This is a genomic window from Mycobacterium sp. 48b, from assembly GCF_048282725.1.
GTDB lineage: Bacteria > Actinomycetota > Actinomycetes > Mycobacteriales > Mycobacteriaceae > Mycobacterium.
The window spans coordinates 1,802,126-1,825,499 of record NZ_JBLVUL010000001.1; the positions used below are offsets into that span (position 1 = coordinate 1,802,126).

The 23,374-nt window shown below is 68.1% G+C and carries 18 protein-coding genes; 8 read left to right on the forward strand and 10 right to left on the reverse strand.

The window, feature by feature from the left end:
• Positions 1–64: 64 nt before the first annotated feature.
• Positions 65–856: an enoyl-CoA hydratase/isomerase family protein gene (locus ACNQR1_RS08515; protein ID WP_099250704.1), complete on the reverse strand. Its 792-nt coding sequence runs from the start codon at positions 854–856 to the stop codon at positions 65–67.
• 168 nt (positions 857–1,024) lie between these two features.
• Here ACNQR1_RS08515 and ACNQR1_RS08520 point away from each other — a divergent pair, with 168 nt between their 5' ends.
• Together ACNQR1_RS08520 and ACNQR1_RS08525 are read left to right on the forward strand one after the other, a co-directional pair.
• Complete coding sequence (locus ACNQR1_RS08520) at positions 1,025–2,197, forward strand: acyl-CoA dehydrogenase family protein (protein ID WP_171055141.1); 1,173 nt, start codon at positions 1,025–1,027, stop codon at positions 2,195–2,197.
• A gap of 94 nt (positions 2,198–2,291) precedes the next feature.
• A complete protein-coding gene (locus ACNQR1_RS08525; protein WP_158230623.1) occupies positions 2,292–3,056 on the forward strand; it encodes an SDR family NAD(P)-dependent oxidoreductase in 765 nt (254 codons plus the stop codon).
• Between the two features lie 293 nt (positions 3,057–3,349).
• Here ACNQR1_RS08525 and ACNQR1_RS08530 read toward each other — a convergent pair whose 3' ends face one another.
• A complete protein-coding gene (locus ACNQR1_RS08530) occupies positions 3,350–5,026 on the reverse strand; it encodes an AMP-binding protein (protein WP_095785376.1) in 1,677 nt (558 codons plus the stop codon).
• A 65-nt stretch (positions 5,027–5,091) separates the two neighbouring features.
• Positions 5,092–5,727, reverse strand: coding sequence for a TetR/AcrR family transcriptional regulator (locus ACNQR1_RS08535; RefSeq protein ID WP_233211444.1), 636 nt, complete (start codon positions 5,725–5,727; stop codon positions 5,092–5,094).
• A gap of 58 nt (positions 5,728–5,785) precedes the next feature.
• On the opposite strand from ACNQR1_RS08535, the gene ACNQR1_RS08540 reads away from it, so the two are divergent.
• Genes ACNQR1_RS08540 through ACNQR1_RS08560 form a run of 5 tightly spaced genes read left to right on the forward strand, consistent with a single transcriptional unit; the run spans position 5,786 to position 12,666 of the window.
• On the forward strand, positions 5,786–7,384 hold the full coding sequence (locus ACNQR1_RS08540) for an acyl-CoA carboxylase subunit beta (RefSeq protein WP_095785377.1): 1,599 nt from the start codon (positions 5,786–5,788) through the stop codon (positions 7,382–7,384).
• Positions 7,385–7,389: 5 nt separating this feature from the next.
• A complete protein-coding gene (locus tag ACNQR1_RS08545) occupies positions 7,390–9,375 on the forward strand; it encodes a biotin carboxylase N-terminal domain-containing protein (RefSeq protein WP_095785378.1) in 1,986 nt (661 codons plus the stop codon).
• Complete coding sequence (locus ACNQR1_RS08550; protein WP_095785379.1) at positions 9,372–10,136, forward strand: enoyl-CoA hydratase/isomerase family protein; 765 nt, start codon at positions 9,372–9,374, stop codon at positions 10,134–10,136. The genes ACNQR1_RS08545 and ACNQR1_RS08550 overlap by 4 nt, the downstream gene beginning before the upstream one ends.
• A 2-nt stretch (positions 10,137–10,138) precedes the next feature.
• Positions 10,139–10,933: a TIGR03084 family metal-binding protein gene (locus tag ACNQR1_RS08555; RefSeq protein WP_095785380.1), complete on the forward strand. Its 795-nt coding sequence runs from the start codon at positions 10,139–10,141 to the stop codon at positions 10,931–10,933.
• Positions 10,930–12,666, forward strand: a complete 1,737-nt coding sequence (locus ACNQR1_RS08560; protein ID WP_095785381.1) for an acyclic terpene utilization AtuA family protein — start codon at positions 10,930–10,932, stop codon at positions 12,664–12,666. The genes ACNQR1_RS08555 and ACNQR1_RS08560 overlap by 4 nt, the downstream gene beginning before the upstream one ends.
• Positions 12,667–12,721: 55 nt before the next feature.
• Here the strand turns inward: ACNQR1_RS08560 and ACNQR1_RS08565 are convergent, their stop codons facing one another.
• The 4 genes from ACNQR1_RS08565 to ACNQR1_RS08580 form a co-directional block, all read right to left on the reverse strand.
• Entirely contained in the window at positions 12,722–13,876 is a 1,155-nt protein-coding gene (locus ACNQR1_RS08565) for a thiolase family protein (protein ID WP_099250707.1), read from the reverse strand.
• A 100-nt stretch (positions 13,877–13,976) separates the two neighbouring features.
• Positions 13,977–14,705, reverse strand: coding sequence for an enoyl-CoA hydratase-related protein (locus ACNQR1_RS08570; protein WP_095785383.1), 729 nt, complete (start codon positions 14,703–14,705; stop codon positions 13,977–13,979).
• Between the two features lie 19 nt (positions 14,706–14,724).
• Entirely contained in the window at positions 14,725–15,780 is a 1,056-nt protein-coding gene (locus ACNQR1_RS08575) for an acyl-CoA dehydrogenase (protein WP_095785384.1), read from the reverse strand.
• On the reverse strand, positions 15,777–16,949 hold the full coding sequence (locus tag ACNQR1_RS08580; protein ID WP_232530505.1) for an acyl-CoA dehydrogenase family protein: 1,173 nt from the start codon (positions 16,947–16,949) through the stop codon (positions 15,777–15,779). The genes ACNQR1_RS08575 and ACNQR1_RS08580 overlap by 4 nt, the downstream gene beginning before the upstream one ends.
• A gap of 791 nt (positions 16,950–17,740) precedes the next feature.
• Between ACNQR1_RS08580 and ACNQR1_RS08585 the strand changes: the two genes are divergently transcribed.
• Positions 17,741–18,679, forward strand: coding sequence for an LLM class flavin-dependent oxidoreductase (locus tag ACNQR1_RS08585; RefSeq protein ID WP_095785386.1), 939 nt, complete (start codon positions 17,741–17,743; stop codon positions 18,677–18,679).
• Positions 18,680–18,716: 37 nt separating this feature from the next.
• On the opposite strand, the gene ACNQR1_RS08590 is transcribed toward ACNQR1_RS08585, so the two are convergent.
• From ACNQR1_RS08590 to ACNQR1_RS08600, 3 genes are all read right to left on the reverse strand, one after another.
• Positions 18,717–19,862: an acyl-CoA dehydrogenase family protein gene (locus ACNQR1_RS08590; protein ID WP_095785387.1), complete on the reverse strand. Its 1,146-nt coding sequence runs from the start codon at positions 19,860–19,862 to the stop codon at positions 18,717–18,719.
• A gap of 375 nt (positions 19,863–20,237) precedes the next feature.
• Positions 20,238–21,500: an acetyl-CoA hydrolase/transferase family protein gene (locus tag ACNQR1_RS08595; RefSeq protein WP_142383124.1), complete on the reverse strand. Its 1,263-nt coding sequence runs from the start codon at positions 21,498–21,500 to the stop codon at positions 20,238–20,240.
• Between the two features lie 6 nt (positions 21,501–21,506).
• Complete coding sequence (locus tag ACNQR1_RS08600; protein WP_158230625.1) at positions 21,507–23,195, reverse strand: class I adenylate-forming enzyme family protein; 1,689 nt, start codon at positions 23,193–23,195, stop codon at positions 21,507–21,509.
• Between the last annotated feature and the right edge of the window lie 179 nt (positions 23,196–23,374).

A 23,374-nucleotide genomic window follows, 5' to 3' on the forward strand; every position in this document is an offset into this window, starting at 1 on the left:
GCCCTGCCGTCACACCGAGACGTTGCACGTTCTCGGCACGCCCCGCAGCAAACGCGACTGTCGCCTAGCCATAGCCGAAGTCGGGTGGCCGCTTATTGATGAAGGCGTCGAAGCCCACCCGGGCCTCTTCCCCGGCGAAGAGGTCGACAACCCCAGCGGACTCGGCCCGAAAGCCCGCGCAACGCCCCCCGTCCAGTCGTGCGAGCACACACGATTTGATGCGGCGCATGGCCTGGCGCGCGCCCGACGCGAGTTGTCGAGCGAACTCGACGGCTTCGCCAACGACTCGGTCGCCCTCCACGACTCGGTTGACCAGGCCGAGCGCATGCGCTTCGGCAGCGCTCACCTGCCGGCCGGTGTAGAGCAGTTCCAGGGCGCGGCCCTTGCCGATCGTCTCGCACAGCCGCTGCGTTCCTCCGGCGCCGGGAAGCAGGCCCAGACGAACCTCGGGAACGCCGAGCCGCACGTGTTCGCCTGCGAACCGCAGGTCGCACGCGAGGGCGAGTTCGAGGCCACCGCCCATGGCGTTACCGTTGATCGCTGCGATCACCGGCAACGGCAGTGCTTCCAGATCGTTGAGGGCCCGTTGAATCGCGTTGACGAAATACGCAAATCCGGCAAGATCGATGTCGCGCATCACCTTGATGTCGGCGCCGGCGACAAACTGTTTTCCGTGTCCGGTAACGACGATGGCGCCGACCTCAGGCTGCAACGCTGTCTCCGAGGCTGCCCTGCTGATTTCGTGTACCACCTGCAGATCCAGCGCGTTAGCCGGCGGGCGGTCCACCGTCAACAGCGCGACACCTCTATCCACCTCGACGCGGACGAACTTCGTGTCGCCTACGGCGATAACCATCGAACCTCCAGTAGCGCTGACGCTTGCACCCTTGCACGCCAGACCTTATCGTAGTACTGATTATAAGGCAATGTGGCTATCCGCGCCGCCTACTGAACCGGGAGGCGCAGGACTGCACGCATGCCAGCTGCACCACACCAGGGGGCGTGTAGTCGCCGGGTGGTCGTCATGACCGAAACAAGGGAGTTCCGAATGCTCACGTTCCGCGGAAAGCCGACACCGGAGCAGTCGGCATTTGTCGAAGCCGTCGATGGCTTCTGCCAGCGCGAATGCCCACCGCACAAGCTCCGCGAGCTGACCAAGGGCGGGACCGTCGCCCACAATGACGAGCTGTACGGCAAGCTCGCCAGCACCGGCTGGCTCGGACTGACGATCCCCGAGGAGTACGGCGGGGTCGGGGGAACACTGTCAGAGGTCGCGCTGCTGACCGAGCGCCTGGCCTACCATCGCGTCCCGGTCGGCGGGTACCTGACCACGGTGATCACACTGCAGGCGCTGATCAAGTACGGGTCAGAAGAGCAGAAACGTGCCGTCTTGCCCGGCGTCGCTGCCGGCGACATCCTGTCCATCGCGATCACCGAGCCCGACACCGGCTCTGACGCAGCTGCGGTCAAGACGCGTGCCCGCAAGGAGGGCTCGCGGTGGACGCTCAGCGGTGAAAAGACCTTCACGAGCAACGCCAACCATGCCCGCTGGGTACTCGTGGTGACCCGCACCAACACCGAAGCGCCCAAGCATCAAGGGCTGAGCCTGTTTCTGCTGCCGATGGACCGGCACGGCATCAGCTTCGAACGGCTCGACATGCTCGGCCATATCGACACCAACATCACTCGCTATGAGGATGTCGATGCCGGCGATGACGAGATCGTCGGAGGAATCGACCAAGGGTGGCGGGTGCTGGTACGCGGCCTCAACAGCGAGCGGCTCATCATCGCGGCCGAGGCCCTCGGCATCGGGCAGCGCGCGTTCGACGACACGCTCCGTTATGTAAAGGAGCGGCGCCAGTTCGGCCAACCTATCGGTCGCTTCCAAGCACTCCAACACGGCCTTGCCGAGAGCGCGACGAAGTTGCTGTCCACCCGGTTGCTGGTGGAGCACACCGCCGCGTTACTCGCAGCCGGAGACCCAGCGCCGGGTGAGGCTTCCATCACGAAGCTGCAGGCGACGGAGACCGCAAAGGACGTAGCACTGCAAGGTATGCAGTTCATGGGCGGTATGGGGTACAGCATGGAAAGCGAGATGCAGTCCTATGTCAGGGACGCTCTGGTCATGACAATTTTCGGCGGCACGTCGCAGATTCAGAAGAACATCATCGCCGCCCAACTCGGACTTGCCGACTGATCCGAGAGTACTGCGGCACAGCAACGTTCGCGCTTTTCCGGGCGCGGGATGGTCACATCAAGAGGCACATCGAACAGGGATGAAGGGAACAATCATGGCAGTCGAGATCGACTTGACCGGGCGCTCCGCGATCGTCACCGGCGCGGGCAGCGGAATCGGGCGCGAGGTAGCAACTCTTCTCGCGCGCGCCGGCGCGAAAGTTGCGGCGGCGGATGTCAACGAGGCTGCCGCCAAGGAAACGGCTGCGATCGTCGAACAGGCGGGCGGCACTGCGATCGCCGTCACGGTGGATGTGCGCGACCCCCAGCGCGCGCGCGATGCGGTGAGCGCCACGGTAGAGCAGTTCGGTGGTCTGGATATCCTCGTCAACAACGCCGCGGCCTGGAGTGTGGATCTCTTCAAGAACCTCACCTACGAGCAGTACCAACTCGACGTCGGCGTCACCCTGATCGGCACGATGGTGATGACCAAGGCGGCCTACGACCACATGCGTGAGCAGAAATCGGGAACGGTGGTGAATCTGATCTCAGACGCCGGCCGGATCGGCGAACCATTCCTCGTTTCCTACAGCGCCGCTAAAGGTGGGGTCGTCGGCTTTACGAAGGCATTCGCCAAAGAAGCCGGCCGCTACGGCATCCGATGCAACGCGGTGTCGCCGGGCACCACGAAGACCCCAGGCGCCAGCGCACTGATCGAAAAGTGGGGTGGTGAGGAGACTTTGGTCAAGGCCTACCCGCTGGGCCGACTCGGCGAACCTATCGACCAGGCCAACGCGATCCTGTTCTTCTGCTCGGATCTCAGCTCGTGGATCACCGGTCAGATCCTCAGCGTCAGCGGTGGCTACAGCATGGTGGACTGATCGTCACCCTCTACAGCCCTCCGCGTATAGGATTGCGTTTTTTGTCATGTCAGCGAAGTGGTCAGGTAGGGGAATCACCGCATGCCGTCCCGTAACTTCACCGGGCGCGAAGCAGCGGAACAGAACCGCGGTGGTCCGCCTGGCCGGACCTACAGCGAACCGAGGCACACATAAACGAGGCATACGAGCATGACCGTCGCGGATGCTACCCCGCTGCCGTGGTCAGACGGCGACCGTCGGCGGTCGGGCCGGCACTTCTACTGCTCGCTTGGCAGCGGTTGTAGACCGCAGAATCAGCGGCTGGCGCTAACCGGCTTGGTAGCTTGGTAGAGCGCAGCGAACTGCTCGCGGAGCTGGTATTTGAGTATTTTGCCGCCGACGGTCTCGGGTAGCTTTTCGGCGAACACGACGCGCTTAGGGGTCTCGAAACCGGCGAGCCGCTGGCGGCAGAAGGCGACAATGTCCGACTCGGTGGGCGCGCGCCCGGCGTGGGACGTGACGATTGCTGTGACGGCTTCACCCCAGTGGGGGTGGGGCAGTCCGATGACCGCCGCACGCGCTACGTCGGGGTGGGTGTGCAGCACAGCCTCTACGCGCATGCTCGAGACGTTCTCTCCACCGGTCTTGACGATGTCTTTGTAGCGATCGACCATGATCCGCAGCCCGTCGCGGTCAATCGATGCGCTGTCGCCGGAGTGAAACCAACCGCCGCGGAATGCCTCGCGGGTGGCGGCTGGGTTGCGGTAGTAGCCGGCGGTCATGATGGGCGATCGGTAGACCGCCTCACCGGGCTGCCCGCGCACAGGTTGGCCAGATTCGTCGACGACGTCGGAGGCCAGCAGCGGGCTGGGCACACCGACGTAGTTGGCCTGCGGCGCGGTGGCGCGGTGCGCCTCGGGCCATTTTGCGGGCCAGAACCGGTGACATGCGATCGCCTCGGTCTGACCGAAGATGCCCATCGCCACCAGTTCTGGGCCGCAGCGCTGCACCAGCCGGTCGAGCAGCTCCGGGGCCAGTGCTCCCCACCCGTACACCAGCACGCGCAGGCTGGTTGGGTCGAACTCCGGGTGGGCCTCGAACTCGTCGGCTAGGGACGCAACGAACTGCGGTGAGCCGGCCCACAGCGCCGTGATCCGCCGGGCGTCGACAGCCTTGGCTACCACCTCGGGTACAGGCTTTCGGCCGATGAGCAGGCGGCCTCCGCTGAGAAACGCCGAGAACATGAAGATCTGGTCGCCGACGTGATAGGTGACCGGCAGGAACGTGGCAAGGCGCAGGTCGGATTCCACGGTGAGACCGCGAGTCAGCGAGAGTGCGAAGTTCATCGCCGCCAGGTAGGTGCAGTGGTGGGACATCATTGCGCCTTTGGGCATCGATGTGGTGCCGGAGGTGAACAACAGCTCCCAGATGTCGTCGCCGTGGATCTCCACGTCGGGCTCGGTGTCGGGTTTGCTGTCGATCAGCTCGGCGAAACTTGGCGAGCCAACCACAGGGGCGCCGCCGATGGTGATCGTCACACCTGGGCGCAGGCCGGCCGCGCTGAATCCGCGTTCGGCGCGGGGCCATAGCTCGGCGTCCACCACCGCGAAGGCCGGTTCGGTTTGTCCGATGAGGTGTTCAACCACATCGGGAGCCAGGTTGGGGTTGAGGGGGACGGCCACCATTCCCGCCTTCGCGATGCCGATCTTGGCGAGACAGGCTTCGACGGAGTTCTCGCAGAACAGCAGCACCCGCGCGCCAGGTTGGAGCCCCGCGCTGGCGAGCGCGTGCGCGAATTGGTTTGCGGTTTGGTCTGCCTCACGATAGGTCAGCCGGGCAAACCGCCGGTCCCCATAGGCACCGGGCCATCCGGCGATCGCGATCTGGTCGGGATAGCTCCAGGTGAGCCGTTCGAGCACATCACCTACCGATGTCCGTTCCCAGCGGCGCGTTGCTCGCCTGCCTCGCAGGGTGGTCACATCCGGGTCCATTGCAGCTCCTTGTGCGCGAGTCACGTTCAGAATGTCACGCCGATGCCGCGCGATCAATGCTCTAGTTACTCCTGGTTCACAATGTCTGGTGCTGGCGCCACCCCGAGACAGCCGTGCGCGGCCGTCCTGAGCAGCTCGGCGAGCCGAACTGGCGGTAGTCCGCTGCGGAAGAACAGGGTCGACTGGATGGCGCCGATGGCGGCATGCACCGCGACCCGCAACTCGGCGTCGGCCAGGTCGGGACGCAGGTGGCCGAGCACGTGGACCCACTCCTCCACGTAGTGTCGTTGGTCTCGGCGCAGTCTTCGCTGCTGTTCCGGCGCAACGTTGTGCCCCTCGCGGTGGTAGACGGCCAGCACCGCGCGGTCTTCGACGGCTATCCGGACATGGTCGTCGACCAGCGCCGACAGGGCTTCGGCATCGCTCGGCGCTGTCGAAATGATCGCCCCGGCACCGTGACTGAGCCGTCGCATCACCCTGTCGAGAAGTGCTACCAGGATCGCGTCCTTGCTGGGGAAGTGGCGATAGATCCCCGAGCCCACGATGCCCGCCCGGGCTCCGATGTCGACGAGGGCCACGCCGTGGTACCCGCGCTCGGCGACCAGTTCGGCCGAAGCGGTCAGGATCCGCTCCTTTCGTTGCGGGTCGCGCTGCCGTGCGTGCGTCGCACCGTCCCCCATCTGGCCCTCCTCGCCGTGCATGTCGTACAGTCTCCTACGTGAACAGTGAATCACATACCGTGCTTCTCGAGGGAACACTGTGCCGGTGCTGACATCGCAGCTCGATACGTCGAGCGAGGCTTATCAGGCCAACCGGGAGGCGCAGTTGGCGCTGCTTGCACAGCTCGACGAGCAGGTTGCACTTGCGGTCGCCGGGGGTGGTGAGCGGTATCGGCGGCGGCATCGTGAGCGGGGGCGGCTTCTGGTCCGGGAGCGTATCGAGTTGTTGCTGGACCCGGCCAGCCCGTTTTTGGAGTTGTCGACGTTGGCTGCCTGGGGGACCGGGTTCACCGTCGGCGCCAGCGTGGTGACGGGCATCGGGGTGGTGTCGGGCGTGGAGTGCATGGTGATTGCGCACGACCCGACGGTGCGGGGTGGGGCGATGAACCCGTATTCGCTGCGAAAGACGCTGCGCGCGCTGGAGATCGCGCGGGTGAACCGGCTGCCGGTGATCAACCTGGTGGAGTCCGGCGGGGCGGACCTGCCCCAGCAGGCCGACCTGTTTGTGCCGGCCGGCCGTATCTTTCACGAGCTTACGGAGTTGTCGGCGCTGGCGATCCCCACGGTCGCCTTGGTGTTCGGGAATTCGACGGCGGGCGGGGCGTATGTGCCGGGGATGTGTGACTACGCGGTCCTGGTGGACCGGCAGGCCAAGGTTTTTCTGGGTGGTCCGCCGTTGGTCAAAATGGCGACAGGTGAGGTGGCCGACGATGAGGCGCTGGGCGGTGCCGAGATGCATAGTCGGGTGTCGGGGTTGTCGGACTATTTCGCCGCGGACGAGCGCGATGCGATACGGATTGGCCGCCAGATCATGTCGCGGATCAACTGGCGCAAACTCGGCCCCGCTCCTGTGGGGTGCGCGGCGGCGCCGCTGTATGACCCGGAGGAGATTCTCGGGATCGTCTCGGCCGATGTGAAGGTGCCGTTCGACCCGCGTGAGGCGCTGGCGCGGGTGGTGGATGGCTCGGAGTTCGACGAGTACAAGCCGCTGTACGGGACATCGCTGGTCACCGGGTGGGCGCAGGTGCACGGCTATCCGGTGGGGATCCTGGCCAACCATCGAGGCGTGTTGTTCTCCGAGGAGGCCAAGAAGGCCAGCGAGTTCATCCTGCTGGCCAACCAGACCGATACGCCGTTGGTGTTTCTGCAGAACACCACGGGCTACATGGTCGGTGCGAGCTACGAGCAGGGCGGCATCATCAAGGACGGCGCCAAGATGATCAACGCGGTGACCAACAGCACGGTGCCGCACCTGACGATCACCATGGCCAGTTCGTTCGGTGCCGGCAACTACGGCATGTCCGGGCGCGCGTATGATCCGCGGCTGCTGTTCGCCTGGCCCGGGGCGAAGCTGGCGGTGATGGGCGCGGCGCAGTTGGCCGGGGTGATGTCGATCGTCGGGCGGGAGTCGGCGGCGTCGATGGGGCGGCCGTTCGACGAGGAGGCCAACCGCGAGCGCACAGCGGCGATCGAGGCCCAGATCGACACGGAGTCGCACAGTTTCTTTGTCACCGCCCGGCTGTATGACGACGGGATCATCGATCCGCGCGACACCCGCACCGTGCTGGGCATGTCGCTGTCGGCGGTGCACTCCAACACCGTGGCCGGCCGCCGCGGCTTCGGCGTCTTTCGGATGTGAGGCAGATGATCCAGAAACTGTTGGTGGCCAATCGCGGCGAGATCGCCGCCCGGGTGATGCGCACCGCGCACGCCATGGGTCTGGGGACCGTCGCGGTCTATTCCGACCCTGACGCCGACGCGCCGTTTGTCGGCCTGGCCGATGAGGCTGTGCGGCTGGCGGGCGCCGCGCCGTCGGATACCTACCTCAACGCCGAGGCGATCATCGATGCGGCCCGGTTGACGGGGGCCGATGCGGTGCATCCGGGCTATGGGTTCCTCTCGGAGAACGCCGGGTTCGCGGCCGCCTGCGCCGAGGCCGGGCTGACGTTCGTGGGGCCACCGCCGGCGGTCATCGCCGCGATGGGCTCAAAGGTCGAGGCGAAAGCGCTCATGGAGAAGGCCGGCGTGCCCGTGCTGCCCGGCGCAACCCTGGACGAGGACTCCGATCTGGCCGCCGAGGGTCAGCGGGTGGGCTACCCGCTGCTGGTGAAGGCGGCGTTCGGCGGTGGCGGGCGCGGCATGCGGATCGTGGAATCCGCCGACGCGCTGGCCGACGCGGTGGCGGCTGCCCGCCGGGAAGCGGCCTCGGCCTTCGGCGATGCGACGGTGTTCCTCGAGCGCTACGTCGTGAATCCGCGGCACGTGGAAGTGCAGATCCTTGCCGACACACACGGGGCGGTGGTGCATCTGTTCGAGCGCGACTGCTCGATTCAGCGCCGCCACCAGAAGATCGTCGAGGAGTCCCCGTCGCCGGCCGTCGACGACACACTGCGCGCCGAACTCGGTGCGGCCGCGGTGGCCGCGGCCAAGGCAATCGGTTATGTCGGCGCGGGCACCGTCGAGTTCGTGTTGTGGGCGGGCGGGTTCGCCTTCCTGGAGGTCAATACCCGGCTGCAGGTGGAACATCCGGTCACCGAGCTGATCACCGGCCTGGACCTGGTGGAATTGCAGCTGCGGATCGCCGACGGCGAGCCGCTGCCACCGGAGGCGTTCGATGCCCGCATTCGCGGGCATGCGATCGAGGCGCGGCTGTATGCCGAGGACGTCTGCGCCGGCTTCCTGCCCGCCACCGGCGTGCTGCACCGCTTCGCCGTACCGGATGACCCGGGCGTGCGGGTGGACACAGGCGTGGCCGACGGCTCGGTGGTCAGCCCGCATTACGACCCGATGCTGGCCAAGGTGATCGCGCACGGACCCACCCGGGCCGACGCCGCACGAAGGCTGGCGCGGACGCTGGCGCGCGCTCAGCTGCACGGCGTGACCACCAACCGCGACCTGCTCGTCGGGATCCTGCGCGAGGAGGAGTTCCTGGCTGGCAGCACCGACACGGGCTATCTCACTCGCCATGACCCGTCGGTGCTGGCGGCGCGCGTGCCTGGCGCGCTGGCCGTGCATGCGGCCGCGGCGGCGCTGGCCGCCCAGGTGCTAGACAGGTTGTCGAGCCCGGTGTTGCGGACCCTTCCTGCGGCGTGGCGCAACATTGTGAGGACGTCCCAACGCGCCAGCTACCGTTGCGGTGAGCGTGCTATCGGGGTCGCCCACCGCCAAGTCGGTGATCGGGTGCTGATCGAGGTGGACGGTGAGCCGCTGTCTGGGGTACGGGTGCAGGCGGCGGCGCCGCAGCGGGTCGTCCTGGAGATCGATGGCGTGCGTCGCTCGATCAGTGTGCATCGCGCTTGCGGTGTGTCGTATGTGGATAGCGCTTTGGGTTCGACGGTTCTGGTCGAGGTGCCGCGGTTCCCCGATCCGTCGTCGGCGCGGCACGCCGGCTCGCTGGTGGCCCCGATGCCGGGAACGGTTGTGCGGGTACTGGCTACCCCCGGCGCGGATGTCGCCACCGGGCAGGGGTTGATCGTGTTGGAGGCGATGAAGATGGAGCACACCGTCACCGCGCCCGCCGACGGGACCGTCGTCGACGTCTGTGTGGCGGCCGGTGATCAGGTCGACGCCGGCCAGACACTCGCCATTGTCGAGGACAGCAGCGCGGCCAGTGACGGAGGGCAGCAGTGAGCGATCCGGTGACCTACCAGGTCGTCGACGGCGTGGCCTGGTTGACCATCAACCGGCCCGAGGCGCGCAACGCGCTCAACGCCGCCGTGCGCGAGGGCCTGTGGGATGGGATCCGTCGGTTCAACGACGACGCGAACGCCCAGGTTCTGGTCCTGACCGGGGCGGGGGACAAGGCGTTCTGCGCGGGCGGGGACCTCAAGGAGATGGCCCAGGGCGGCCTGACCGTGCCGCCGCCGGATTTCGCCCCGCAGTTCGGCCGCAACATCGATGTCGCCAAGCCGACCATCGCCGCTGTCAACGGGGTCGCGTTCGCCGGTGGGTTCCTGCTCGCCCAGCAGTGCGACCTGGTGCTGGCCGCCGAGCACGCGACGTTCGCGATCACCGAGGTCAAGGTCGGCAGGGGAGCGCCCTGGGCCGCCCCGCTGTCATGGTTGGTGCCGCCGAGGATCGCCCTGCAGGTCCTGCTCACCGGGGATTCGCTCAGCGCGCACCGGGCACACGAGGTGGGGCTGGTCAACGAGGTGGTGCCGGCAGCCCGGCTGCGCGAGCGCGCCCAGGAGCTCGCGGAGCGGATCGCCGCCAACGCGCCGCTGTCGGTGCTGGCCGCAAAGCGCACGGCCTATTTGTCGGCGCACCACCGGCTCGATGAGGCCTACGCGCGCGCCGAGCAGATCTGGGCGCCGGTGTATCACTCCGAAGACGCGCAGGAGGGGCCGCGGGCGTTTCGGGAGAAGCGGGCACCGGTGTGGAAGGGACGCTGAGCGTGGCGGTATCGATGAATGCGCTGGCCGATGACCTGGCCGCCGAGACCGCCGACCTGCGCGACCTGCTACTGCCGCTGAGCGACGCCGATTGGCGCCGGTCTACGCCAGCGGAAGGGTGGTGTATCGGCGACCAGGTATCGCACCTGGCCTACTTCGATGACGTCGCCGTGCAAGCGGCGACCGACGCAGACGGCTTCCTCGCCGAGTTGGCCCGGCTGAACGCCGACGGCGGGGTCAACCCGGATTCGATCGCCACGCGCTATCACGAGATGTCCGGCGAGGAGCTGCTGGCCTGGCTGGACCAGGCGCGAAGCCGCCTGCTGGCCGTGTACAGCTCGCTCGACCCGTCCACACGAGTGCCGTGGTTCGGCCCACCGATGAGCGCCGCGTCGTCTCTGACCGCTCGGCTGATGGAGACCTGGGCGCACGGCCAGGACATCGCCGATGCGCTCGGCATCGGCCGCGAACCCACCCACCGGCTGCGCCACGTCGCCCACCTGGGCGTGCGCGCGCGGGCGTTCAGCTATACGGCCAACGGGCGTCAGGCGCCGGATTTGCCGGTGCGGGTCGAGCTCACCGCACCAAGTGGCGCGATGTGGAGTTGGGGCCCCCAGGACGCCGTGGATCGGGTGAGCGGGCCTGCGCTGGACTTCTGTCTGGTGGTGACCCAGCGGCGGCACCGCGACGACACCGCGTTGGTGATCAGCGGGTGTGCGGCGGGGGAGTGGATGGCCATCGCCCAGGCGTTCGCCGGACCCGCGGGAGCGGGCCGGAAGAGGGGACAGTTCCGATGACGGCGACAACCGATCGTGCCTCGGTGGTGCGGATCGCCAACTGTTCCGGGTTCTACGGCGACCGCATCGCTGCCGCGCGCGACATGGTCGAGGGCGGCCCCATCGACGTGCTGACCGGGGACTATCTGGCCGAGCTGACCATGCTCATTCTCGCCAAGGCGCAGCGGAAGGATCCGGGCGCCGGGTACGCGAAGACGTTTCTCACCCAGATCGAGCAGGTGCTCGGCACCTGCCTGGATCGCGGCATCAGGATCGTGGCCAATGCCGGCGGGCTGAACCCGGCGGGCCTTGCCGGCGCTGTCCGCGACGTGGCGGCTGAGCTCGGGCTCGACGCGCGGGTGGCCCACGTGCAAGGTGACGACCTGCGCGGCAAACTGACGGCCATCACCCCGCCGGTGGGCGGGGAGCCCGTCTCGGCCAACGCCTACCTCGGGGGGTGGGGTATCGCGGCCGCCCTCGACGCGGGTGTCGATGTGGTGGTGACCGGCCGGGTCACCGACGCGTCGCTGGTCCTCGGGCCGGCGGCGTGGTGGCATGGCTGGCGAAGCGACGACTGGGATGCGCTGGCCGGCGCGGTCGTCGCCGGGCACGTCATCGAGTGCGGGCCGCAGGCGACCGGTGGCAACTACGCGTTCGCCGAGGACCTGCCCGACTCACGCTATCCGGGTTTTCCAATCGCCGAGGTCGCCGCGGACGGGTCGTCGGTGATCACCAAACACCCGGGTACCGGCGGCCTCGTGTCGGTCGGCACGGTCACCGCGCAGCTGCTCTACGAGATCGGCCCGCCCGCCTACCTCGGGCCCGACGTCATCACGCACTTCGACACCATCACCCTCACCCAGGCCGGCCCGGACCGGGTCGCGATCCGCGGCACCCGGGGCAGCCCCCCACCGCCCACCCTCAAAGTTGCGCTCAACGACGCCGGCGGGTTCCGCAACACCATGACGATGGTGCTCACCGGGCTGGACATCGAGGACAAGGCCGCCCGCGCGGAAGCGATGCTGTTCGACGTACTGGGTGGACGCGACCGCTTTGCCGAGGTCGACGTGCGGCTGCTGCGCTTCGACACCGCCGACGCGCCGACCAATGAGCAGGCCACCGCTCACCTGCGGGTCACCGTCAAAGACCACGACCCCGCGAAGGTGGGCCGCCGCTTCTCCAACGCGGTGATGGAACTGGCGCTGGCCGGCTACGCAGGTTTCCACACCACCAGCCCGCCCACCTCGGAGTCGGCCTACGGGGTCTACCGGCCCGCGGCGGTGCCCCGCGCGATGGTCGAGCATGTCGTGGTGCTGCCCGACGGCGAGCGCCGTGTAGTGCCCGATCCACCCGCAGCCGCCGCGCTCGTGGTGGACCCCGTTGCTGCCCCGCCGGCGTGCCAGCCGGCCGGGCCGACCCGGCGCGCCCCGCTCGGCCGGGTCTGCGGCGCCCGCTCGGGTGACAAGGGCGGCGACGCCAACATCGGGCTTTGGGCACGCCACGACAACGGGTACGCGTGGCTGCGCGAGTACCTCACCGTGCAGCGGATACGCGAGCTGCTCGGCCCCGAGGTCGCCGACCTGAAGATCGACCGGTTCGACCTGCCCAACCTGCGCGCGATCAACATCGTTGTGCACGGCCTGCTCGGCGACGGGGTGGCCTCCTGCACCAGGCCCGACCCGCAGGCCAAGGGGCTGGGGGAGTACCTACGAAGCCGCATAGTCGACATCCCCGAGGCGCTGCTCGACAGCTAACCCGACCACAGACCACCCGCCGGCCGAGACCGACGCCCCATCCGCGCGCGGTTGATCAGTCGATGAGCTCGACAATGGTCGCGTTGGCCATGCCGCCGCCTTCACACATGGTTTGCAGCCCAAAACGAATGCCCTGATCACGCAGGTGGTGCACGAGCCGGGTCATCAGGATCGCCCCCGACGCGCCCAGGGGATGCCCGACCGCGATCGCGCCGCCCAGCGGATTCACCCGCGCCGGATCGGCACCCGTCTCCGCCAGCCAGGCCAGCGGCACCGCCGCGAACGCCTCATTCACCTCAAACGCCCCGATATCACCGATGGACAACCCGCCACGGCGGAGCACCTTCGCCGTCGCCGGGATCGGTCCCGTCAGCATCACGACCGGATCATTTCCCGCCACCGCGCCGGCATGGTAGCGGACGACGGGGGACAGGCCGAGTTCTTTGGCCCGCTCCGGCGAGCTGACCAGCACGGCGGCGGCCCCGTCCGAGATCTGGGAGGCGTTACCGGCATGGATGACCCCGTTTTCGAGGAAGGACGGTGTCAGTTTCGCCAGCTTCTCGACGGTGCTGCCGCGGCGCACCCCTTCGTCGGCCGCCAGGCCGGGGGCTTCCGGGACCGCGACGAGCTGGCCGTCGAAGGCGCCGGCGTCGATAGCCGCCGCGGTCTTGGCGTGGCTCGCGCAGGCAAATTCGTCGAGTGTGCGCCGAGAAAAGCCCCATTTCGCCGCGATCATCTCGGCTCCACGGCCCTGATGGAAGGTCCCTCCCTCGAGGGCCGTCTCGTAGCGGCGTAGCAGCCGTGGCCCGTAGGGCAGCCCGACGTCGCGACCGGCGCCTAACGGAACCCTGCTCATGCACTCCACGCCGCCGGCGACGACGAGATCGTACTGGCCCGACATCACCATGGCGGCCGCGAAATCCAGCGCCTGCTGGCTGGAGCCGCAGGCCCGGTTGACGGTGGTGCCGGGCACGGTGTCGGGCCAGCCGGCGGCCAGCGCCGCGGAACGGCCCACGTTCGCCGACTGGTCACCGACCTGGTTCACGCAACCCCAGATGACGTCGTCGATCAGGGCAGGGTCCACCCCGGTGCGCTCGACCAGCGCCTCCAGCACCCGTGCGGACAGATCTACTGGGTGCACATCTGCCAGCGCACCGCCCCGCTTGCCGATGGGCGTCCGTATCGCTTCGACGATCACCGCCTCAGGCATGCCAACCTCCCATACCCATTACCGAATAATCTCTAATAAGCATTGTGATGATCACCTCTGACGTGATGGATCCAACTCCGGTTTCGTGCTCGCTTTACGTCTACCGTCGGCGCATTGACCACATTTGCGGGGCGCGCTCGGTCTGTACAGCCACGTCCCAGCCCAGTGCCGGCGGCCCTGTCTCCAGCCGGAAGGTGCGCGCCATGGCGCGGGCAAGCGAAGGGTCTTTCGCCGCTTCGCGGGCAAGTTCGAACGCCTGTTCCTCGACGGCCTCGTCGGCAACCGATTCCCACGCAAGGCCCAATTGCGCCGCGCGGTCTCCATCGATCTCCGCGCCACACAGCGCCATCGCGGCGGCCGCTTCGCGGCCGGCGAGGCGGGAGAGCAGCACGAAGTGTCCCCCGCCCGGGTGCAGACCGATGCGCTGGAAGCCCGACATCAGCCGCGCGGTGCGAGCGACGATCCGCAGGTCGGTGGCCAACGCGAGGTTCAGGCCCGCGCCGACGGCCGGGCCGCGCACGGCGGCAATCGTCACCGCCCGGATCGACCCGATCCGGGTGAACGCGGCATAGATGGCGGACAGGCTGGCATAGGTGCTCTCTTCGGCGGGGTCTGATCCAGCGTCGCCGAGCGTCGTGGTGTGCGCTCCCGCGCAGAACGATCCGCCGGAGCCGCGGATCACCAGCGCGCCGATGGAGTCGTCGGCGTCGATTCGATCGGCGGCGGCGACCAGTTCCCGGGACATCTCCGGTGTCAGCGCGTTGCGCCGCTGGGGCGCGGCCAGGGTGAGGGTGGCCACGCCGCTTTCGACGGTGAGCTCGATCTCCATGTTCCTCCGTTCAGGCGGGTTACATGCCGGTGATCGTCGGCCACAGCCCGTCGCCGCCGCCCGCGATGACAGCGCGGCCCAGCTCTCGGGCCCAGTGTTCGGCGGAGCCGCACTCTTCGCGCCAGGCCCACAGCCGGCGGGTCAGGTGATGTAGGCGGTGTTCCTGGGTAAACCCGATCGCCCCGTGTACCTGATGGGCAATCCGGGCCGCTGGTCCGGCCGCGGCGCTGGTACGCGCTTTGGCCGCGGCTATGGCCAAGGTCGCGCTGTGCGGATCGGCAGCCACTGCGGCGACCGCTGCCTGGGCGGCAGCGCCGGCACCCGCAGCCAGGCAGGCCAACTCCGCGATCTGATGGGCCACGGCCTGAAACTGCCCGATGGGCCGACCAAATTGGACCCGCTCCCCGGCGTAGCGCACCGTCGCGTCCAGCACTGCATCCAGGGCACCGGAGAGTTGGACCGCGCGGGCGAGCGCACCAAGTCGGCGCAGGTGGCCCGCGGTGCCTGGCGGAACTTCGGCAAGCGCTGAGCGGGGTATCCGGACTTCATCGGCAGCCAGGTCGTCGCGCGGCTCACCGGCCAGATTGTCGATGCTCACCAATCGGCAGTCGGCAGGGTCGACAAGCGCCGCCAGCGCGGGCTGCGGATCGTCGGTCACCACCAGCACGCGTTGAGACACCCGTGCATACGGCACCCGGTTGGCCACGCCGCGGACGACGGCTCCGGCGCCGTCCGGCGTGAGGGTCAGACCGGCCCCGTAGGCGACCGTCACCGGCCCATCGGGCAGGGCAAGCCCCGACACGGTGCACCCGGCGGCCACCGGGAACAGCGTCTCCGCCAGCGGGACGGGCGCGGCGTGGCCGGCAGCGACACGCAGCACCGTGGCCGCGTCGGCAATTCCACCGCCGGCGCCCCCCAGCCGTTCGTCGACGCCGATCCGGGTCAGCCCGATTTCCTCGAGCCGCTGCCAAAGCTGTGGGCTCCACGAGCCTTCAGCCGCGGAGATCAGCTCCGGCGTGCAGTGCCGGTCCAGCAGATCCGCTACGGTGCGTTCGACCAGATCGATGTCGCTCACCGCAACCCCAGCCCGCGCGCCACGATGCCGCGGAGCACCTCGTTCGTGCCTCCGCGCAAGGTGAACCCAGGCGCGTGCAGTACCGCCCGGGCTAACTCCCGTTCCAGGGGATGAGGTGAGTTTCGGCTCGGCTCGACCTGCGCCAGCGCCCGCACGACATCGATGATGTCGTTTTCCACCGTGGTGCCCGCGTCCTTCACCAAGGCGGCGGCGACATCGGGGGCCTCCCCCCGATCAAGCGATCCGGCTATTTGCAGCGAGAGCCGGCGCAACGCCCACAGCTGCGCCACGAGCGCGCCGACTTCGGTCGCCTGACGCTCATCGTCGGGGTCGGCGCCGCGCACCAGTTCGCGCAGCAGCGGCAGCGTCGACAGGAACCGCTCCGGCCCGGAGCGCTCATAGGCAAGTTCGGAGGTGACCTGCCGCCAGCCCGCGCCGACCTCGCCCAGGACCATGTCGTCGCCGACCCGGACGTCGTCGAGGACGACCTGATTGAAGTGATGCTCGCCGTCCAGCAACCTGATCGGTGTGATTGTCACTCCCGGCGCGGTCAGATCGACGATGAACTGGCTCAGGCCCGCGTGCCGGTCTTCGTGCTGCAGCGGGGCCGTCCGGCACAACGCGATCATGTAGTGGCAGCGGTGGGCCTGGCTGGTCCAGACCTTCGTCCCGTTGAGCACCCAACCGTCTCCGTCGCGTCGCGCGCCAGTCCGGATGGAGGCCAGATCCGAACCGCTATCGGGCTCACTCATCCCGATGGCGAAGAAGCACCGGCCTGCCGCCATCGCGGGCAGGAGCTTCTCGCGCTGCGACTCGGTGCCGTAGCGCAGCAATGCCGGCCCGCTCTGCCGGTCGCTGACCCAGTGCGCCACTACCGGCGCTCCGGCGGCGAGCAACTCCTCCACCACGACGAACCGATGCAGCGCTGGTCGCTCATGACCGCCGTAGCGGCGCGGCCAGGTCATCCCAAGCCAACCGCGATCCCCGAGGCGCGCCGAGAAGGCCGGGTCGAAACCGGCCAGCCAGGCGTCGGTCTGCGGCTCGAACGCGCCTCGGCGCAGTTCTTCGTTGAGGAATGCCCGGACCTCATCGCGCAATTGTTCGGCCTCGGCGGGAAGTTCGACGTCCGGCAGCCTTAGCAGCGGCGAGGCCATCGTTGACGTCGCCATCAGCCGACCACCTGCCAAGCGAGGCTCGGTCCCGATCCGTCGCCGCGCGGGCTGTGCGTGCACTGATCATGCGGAATGGCAGGCACGATCCCGTTCTTCCGGGCTAGAGCTGGGCGAGCAGGGGAGGTACTCCGATGTCCGGCGGCCATGGTCTCAAGACTACCCTATAGATCGTAATCATTATGATCTGATGCCCCGGATTGATTACCGGGGATTCGTCACCGCGGTGCCCAGCCGATGTCGGTGGTCCGGGTGGGCCAGCTCGCGCATGCCCGATGGTGTGGAGTCCCCAACAGGTCGGCGGCGCCGTGCTCGGTCACCACCGTCGGCGCACGCTGTGCTGGCCGGACCGTCCAAGCGGTCCACGATGCGCGAGACGGACCCGTGTGTTTGCCGCCGATGGCAGTGCCACCACGCCCACCCTCCTGGTGACATGGCCCCGCCGTGCAGGAAGTCGACCTGACCACTGACCACCGATCGCGCCGCGCCGGCATTCGGCGCATTCTCGGCAGGACCGGAAGGTGACTCGACTCGCCCCGGATGAGTCGGAGCCGTTGGCTGGTCTACCCTCACGGCCGAACCGAAATGCCATAATCATTCGAACGGATTAGAAATTCACGACCCGCAGGATGGGCGGTCAGACGTTCACTGCACGGCTGTGCCGTGCCAGATCGCAGGAGGACCGACATGGCGACGAACCCGCCGCGATTGCTTTCCTCGTCCGAGGACAGGCTCCCGGGTGAGGAACCGATTCCCGCCAACGAGATGCCGCTCAGTCTGGTCGGCGCCCGATGAATTCACCGGTGACGGTGAAGGAAGCTGGGTTCGGCGTGATGCTGCCCAATTTCGATCCCCTACGGCTTGGCGCGCCGCCGCTCCTGGCCGCCGCCCGCCTCGCTGAAGACCTGGGGTTTGACTCAGGGTGGGTTGGCGATCATCTGAGCTTTCATCCGCCAATATTGGAGCCGTGCGGGGCGCTCGCGGCCGTCGCTGCTGTCACTCAGCGGCTGGTGCTGGGCACCGGCGTGTTGCTCCTGCCGATGCGCAATCCGGTATGGACCGCCAAGCAGCTCGGGACGGTCGCCGCGCTCGCGCCGGACCGCCTGATCGTCGGAGTCGGTGTGGGCGGGGAGAACCCGGCGGAGTTCAAGGCCGCCGGGTACCCCGTTGCACAGCGTGGCCGCAGGCTCGACGAGGCGATGGTTGTCGTCGACGCGCTGATGCGCGGCGAGGCCGTGGACCATCCAGGCCCATTACTTCCGGTGCGTTCGCCGAAGCTGGAGCCGGTGCCATCGTCTCGCCCGCCGCTGGTTGTCGGTGGCCGATCCGCTCACGCGGTGCGGCGCGCGGCCCGGCTCGCCGAAGGCTGGTTTGCGGTGTGGCTGAGTCCCCGTCGTGTGCGTGCGGCAGTCGAAGATCTGCGGGCTCACGCAGAGGAGTTCCGCAGGCCGGTGTGCACAACGGTGATGTTGATGTTCGCGCACATCACCGAAGACGCGGAAACCGGTCGCGCCGAACTCCAACGATTCGTCGCGGGCCAGTACGGCATGCCCGTCGAAGCAATCGAGAAATGGTGTGTCATCGGAAGCGAGGCGCGGGTGGCCGACGCGCTCGCGGAGTACCGCGACGCCGGCGCCGAGTCGTTCGTGATCATGCCGACCGCCGCCAACGTGCTGGCACAGTACGATCGCCTCGCCGCGGTTCGGGAGCGGCTTGCGACGTCCGTCTGACGAGTCGACCGCGTCCCCAGACCGAACTCGCAGCTGCCTACGGAGCGAACTCTCGCCCCAGTAGATGGCGGGCAACAACCAGCTTGGCAACCTGCGCCGTTCCATCGGCGATCTCGAACGCCAACACGTCGCGCAGCCGCTGTCCCTGCAGACTGTCGGTTCCCCATCCAGCGTGGCCGAAGGTCAGCAGCGCCTGGTGCACGACCTCACCCGCGGTCTTGGGCGCGAACCACTTCGCCATGTTCGCGGCCACCGTGTGATCCAAGCCCTGGTCCTTTCGCCACAGCGCCTCGTAGCAGATGTGACGCGCCCCGGCCAGCCTGGTGGCGTGCTCGACCAGCGGGAACGCCACGCCCTGGTTGCGACCGATCGGACCACCGAAAGCCTGCCGCGTTCGCGCATACTCCAGTGCGTCGTCGAGCGCCGCCTGGGCGATGCCGACGCACATCAGGCCGATCACCGCCCGCGAGTAGTCGAAGCCTCGCATCACCGAGACGAATCCAGCGCCCTGTTGTCCGATCAGCTCGTCGCAACCCACTGGCACCCCATCGAAATGCAGCGACGCTCGCCCTATGGCTCGGCCGCCGTGGTCATCGAGCGCGGTTCGCGCGATCCGCTCGTCGTTCAGGTCGACGTAGAACGCGCTGACTCCACGGGCCCCGGGCCCTCCCGTGCGCGCGAACACCACACCGGTGTCGGCCAACATCCCCAGTGAGATCGAAGTCTTCTCTCCCAGCAGCCGCCACCCTGCCCCGTCGCGCTGCGCACGCAGCGACAGGTTGGCCGCGTCGGACCCGTGCTCCGGCTCGGTGAGCACCAGCGCCGACAGGGTGGAGCCATCTGCGATCGGAGGTAGCCACCGCGCCAGCTGCTCCTCGTCGGCGTTGCCGACCAAGATGTCGGCGTTGAGACCGGCGATCAGCAGGATGTAACAGGCGTTGATGTCGGCCCGCGAGATCTCCTCGGCTGCTATGCCGGTCGTGACGGCGTCGGCCCCCTGGCCGCCGAAACGCCCCGGAATGCGCAGGCCGGTCAGGCCCATCGCCGCCATCTGGCGAGGTAACTCCGGGCGCATCCGCGCGGCCCGGTCATCGGCCTGATAGTGCGGAGCGAGCACCCGCTCAGCGAAAGTGGCGAGTTCACGCCGGAAGGCCTCCTGGTCTTCGTCGAAAGCGTAGTGCACGTGCGGCTCCCCGATAGGTTGCTCGGGCGACGGAAGTAGTGTCCGTCACGCCAATTGCGCTGACATTGTCCCTTGTAGTTGGATCCTGGTGAACCCCGGTTCGCCCGGCGTCGCGGCGCTTCGCCTGACCGTGGCCACCGTCAGTCTGCCAGCGGCGAACAGGCGCGGCCTCGACCGGTACTTCCCGAAACCGCTGCCAGGTAGCTGAGGCCGAGACGCCGAACAGTCCCGCACTGATCAAGCGTGGATGGCCGCCACGATCCCTCCCTTCCGGGCTAAAGCCGGGCGGGCAGGGGAACCGACCCTGGGTACGCTTGCCACGAGCCCAAGAGTGCCGTTTGGATAGTAATCATTGAGATCTAACCCGTCGATCGATCACCCGGCACCTGCGACCGCAGCCCTCAGCCGATATCGATGATCCGGGTGAGCCAGCTCGCATATCGCCGCGGTGCGTGCGACCGTGTCGAGTCCCCGCAGGTCGGCGGCACCGTACTCGGTCACCACCCAATGCACATCCGCGCGCCCGGTGGTGACTGGACCGTCCACGCGGTCCACAATGCGGGAGACCGATCCGCGGTTGGCGGTCGACGGCAGCGCCACCACGCCTACCCCTCCCGCAGACATCGCCGCGGCGCGTAGGAAATCGACCTGACCGCCGATCGCGCCGCGCCGTCGGCCGCCGATCACCTCCGCGTTGACCTGGCCGGAAAGGTCGACTTGCAGGGCCGAGTTGACGGCGACGAAGCGAGCGATCCCGCCCGCGACCGCCGGGTCGTGCACGCGCTCGACCGGCCGCACCTCGACGGCCGGGTTGTCACGCAGAAACTCATACAGCCGGTCGGTGCCCACGGCGGTGCCGGTAACCACGGCTGGCCCGCCCGGCTCCCAAGCGAGCGCACCCGACTCGGCGAGACCCACGACCCAGTCCCCGACCAGGCCACTGTGCACGCGCAGGTTCCGGTGCCCACGCAGGGCGGTCGCGACCGCCGAGGCCAGGCCGCCGATCCCCAGTTGTACGGTGGCGCTGTCGGGCACCAATTCGGCGACCTGCGCGCCGATTTGCGCGGTCACCGGATCGGGCTCCGGGTCTGGAATCTGGATCAGACAATGGTCTGCGGTCACGGTGGCGGCCAGACGCGAGTGCGGGACCGGCGGCGAGCCGCGCGTGCGGGGTACGGCCGGGTTGACCTCGCCCAGCACGACGCGGGCGACATCAAGCGCACAGGCGAGGTAGTCGACCGTGACGCCCAGGCTGTGGTTGCCGTCAGCATCCGCCGGGGACAGCTGACACAGCACGACGTCGGCACGCAGACGGCCCGACCGGAGCAACTTGGGCAGCGCAGACATATGACAAGTGATCACCTCGAGCGGCATGTCGGCCGCAGCGCCGAGCGCGCCATAGGAGCGCAATCGAAGCCCCGGGGCCGCCAGACGCGGGTTGTAGGTCAGGCCTACGAATCCGACGACCCCACCCAGCCGCTCGGCCTGCTCGGCCAGCGCCGCCGTGAGCGTCAGCGGCTCTCCGGCACCCTGGCCCCACAGAATCGTGTCGCCCGGCCGCACGAAGCGGCTCAGGTCGATGTCGGCCGCGGGCACCGTTGGAACCGGCCAGTGGACGCGCTTACCCTGATCGCCCACGCGGGTTCAGCGCTGCGGCCTTAGTTGCTCGGCCCGCGATCGCAGCGCGTAGCGCATGAACTTCCCCGTGCTGGTCAGCGGGAACGACTCGACCATCTCGACCGCCTCCGGCCACTTCGTCCGGCTAACCCCCTTCTTCTCCAGGAACGCGGTAAGTTCGGCGAGGTCGAGGTGGTCGCCCGGTGAGCTCGGGACGATAAACGCCGCGGGCCGCTGACCGAGCCGTGCATCGGGCATGGCCACCACCGCCGCCTGACTCACCCCCGGGTGCTCGTAAAGCACCTCCTCGACCTCCCGTGGATCGATCTTGTACCCACCCCGGTTGATGAGGTCGTCGCGGCGTGACACGAAATATCCGTAGCCGTCGGCGTCGAAGCGGGCCACATCGGCCGACCGGAACCAGCCGTCGACGGTGAACATCTTGGCCGTCGTCTCCGGCTGGCCGTAGTAGCCGACGATGAAGCTGGGCCCACGCGCCCACAGCTCACCCTCTCCCGGCAACGGCACCTCGCGCTCGGCCTCGCCCGCCTCCACCAGCTCCATCAGCCGCTGCTCCACGCCGCGGATGGCCTTGCCGAAACTTCGGCTGGTGATCGAGATCGGGTCGCCGGGCCGCGTCATGTGGGTCACGCCCGCCTCGGTGTAGCCGTAGAACGCATTTACATCGGCGCCGAGGTCGGCGTTGAGCCGGTTGAGGATGTCGGCCGGGCACGGGGCGCCGGCATAGCAGATCCCGCGCACCGAGCGCACATCACGCTCGCGCAGCTGCGGAAACCGGGCGAGGTCGATCAGCATCGGGGGGGCCCCGAGCAGGTAGCTGGGGCGGTCCCGTTCGAGCAGTTCAACACAGCGGCCCGCGTCCCACGCCGCCAGCAGGGTGAACGCCGCCCCCCGGTGCAGCGCCGAGAGCACACCGATTCCCAGGCCCGTCAGATGGGCGATCGGGGTGACGATGATCCACCGCGCGTCGGCGGGAAACCGCTGTTCGGCCTCGAAGTTCTGGATCCAGAAGAGGTTGTTGGCGTGCGTGTGCAGCTCGGCCTTGGGCCGTCCGGTGGTGCCGGAGGTGAACATGACGAAAAACGGGTCGGCCCCCGTCGGGCGCAGTGCTGCAAGGTCATGTTCGGGGCCTTCGGCGCTGACGAGGTCCTCGAAGCGGATCGTCCCGGCCGCGCTGGCACCGCCGACGGCGATCACGTGCTCCAGTGTGTCGATCCGCTCGCGCATCGCCAGAGCCAGTGGGACGTACTCGCGGCTTCTGAGGCGCTCCGGCACGACAAGCGCCCGCGCCCCCGTGAGACCGAGCACATAGTCGAGCTCATGCTCGTCGTAAGCCATGTGGCAGAACACGGCCAGGAGTCCGGCGCGCGCGCAGGCCAACAACGTCAGGCAAAACTCGCTGGTGTTGGGCAGCTGCATGGCCACCCGGTCGCCCGGGCGCAGACCCAACTCCAGCAGCGACCGCGCCAGCCGACACGTGCGTTGCTCATACTCACCGTAGGTGGTCCGACGCCCGTCCTCGTCGACGATGGCCAGCGCTTCTGGGCGCTCGGCGGCATGCCGCTCGAGGTCGTGCACAAAACTCTGCTCGGTCCAGGCTTCCTCGTCGACATAGCGTTGCAGATCCTCGCGTGTGACCCAGGTGTCCTCGCGCGCGGCGAGCGCATCTAGCCGCGCATTCAGTCGATCGCCCACGTTCTCACTCCTGTGTCTCGTGCTGCTCCGCACGGTGCGGCGCATGTCCTGCGCGGCGGGGGCACCGAAGGCATTGCGAACTTGCTCTTCGGTCGAGAAGACCCGTTCCCGGCGCTGTAGCGTCACCGCATACCACCGGCCGATTTGTTATAAGCATACGGAGGTATAGTACAGGCTTT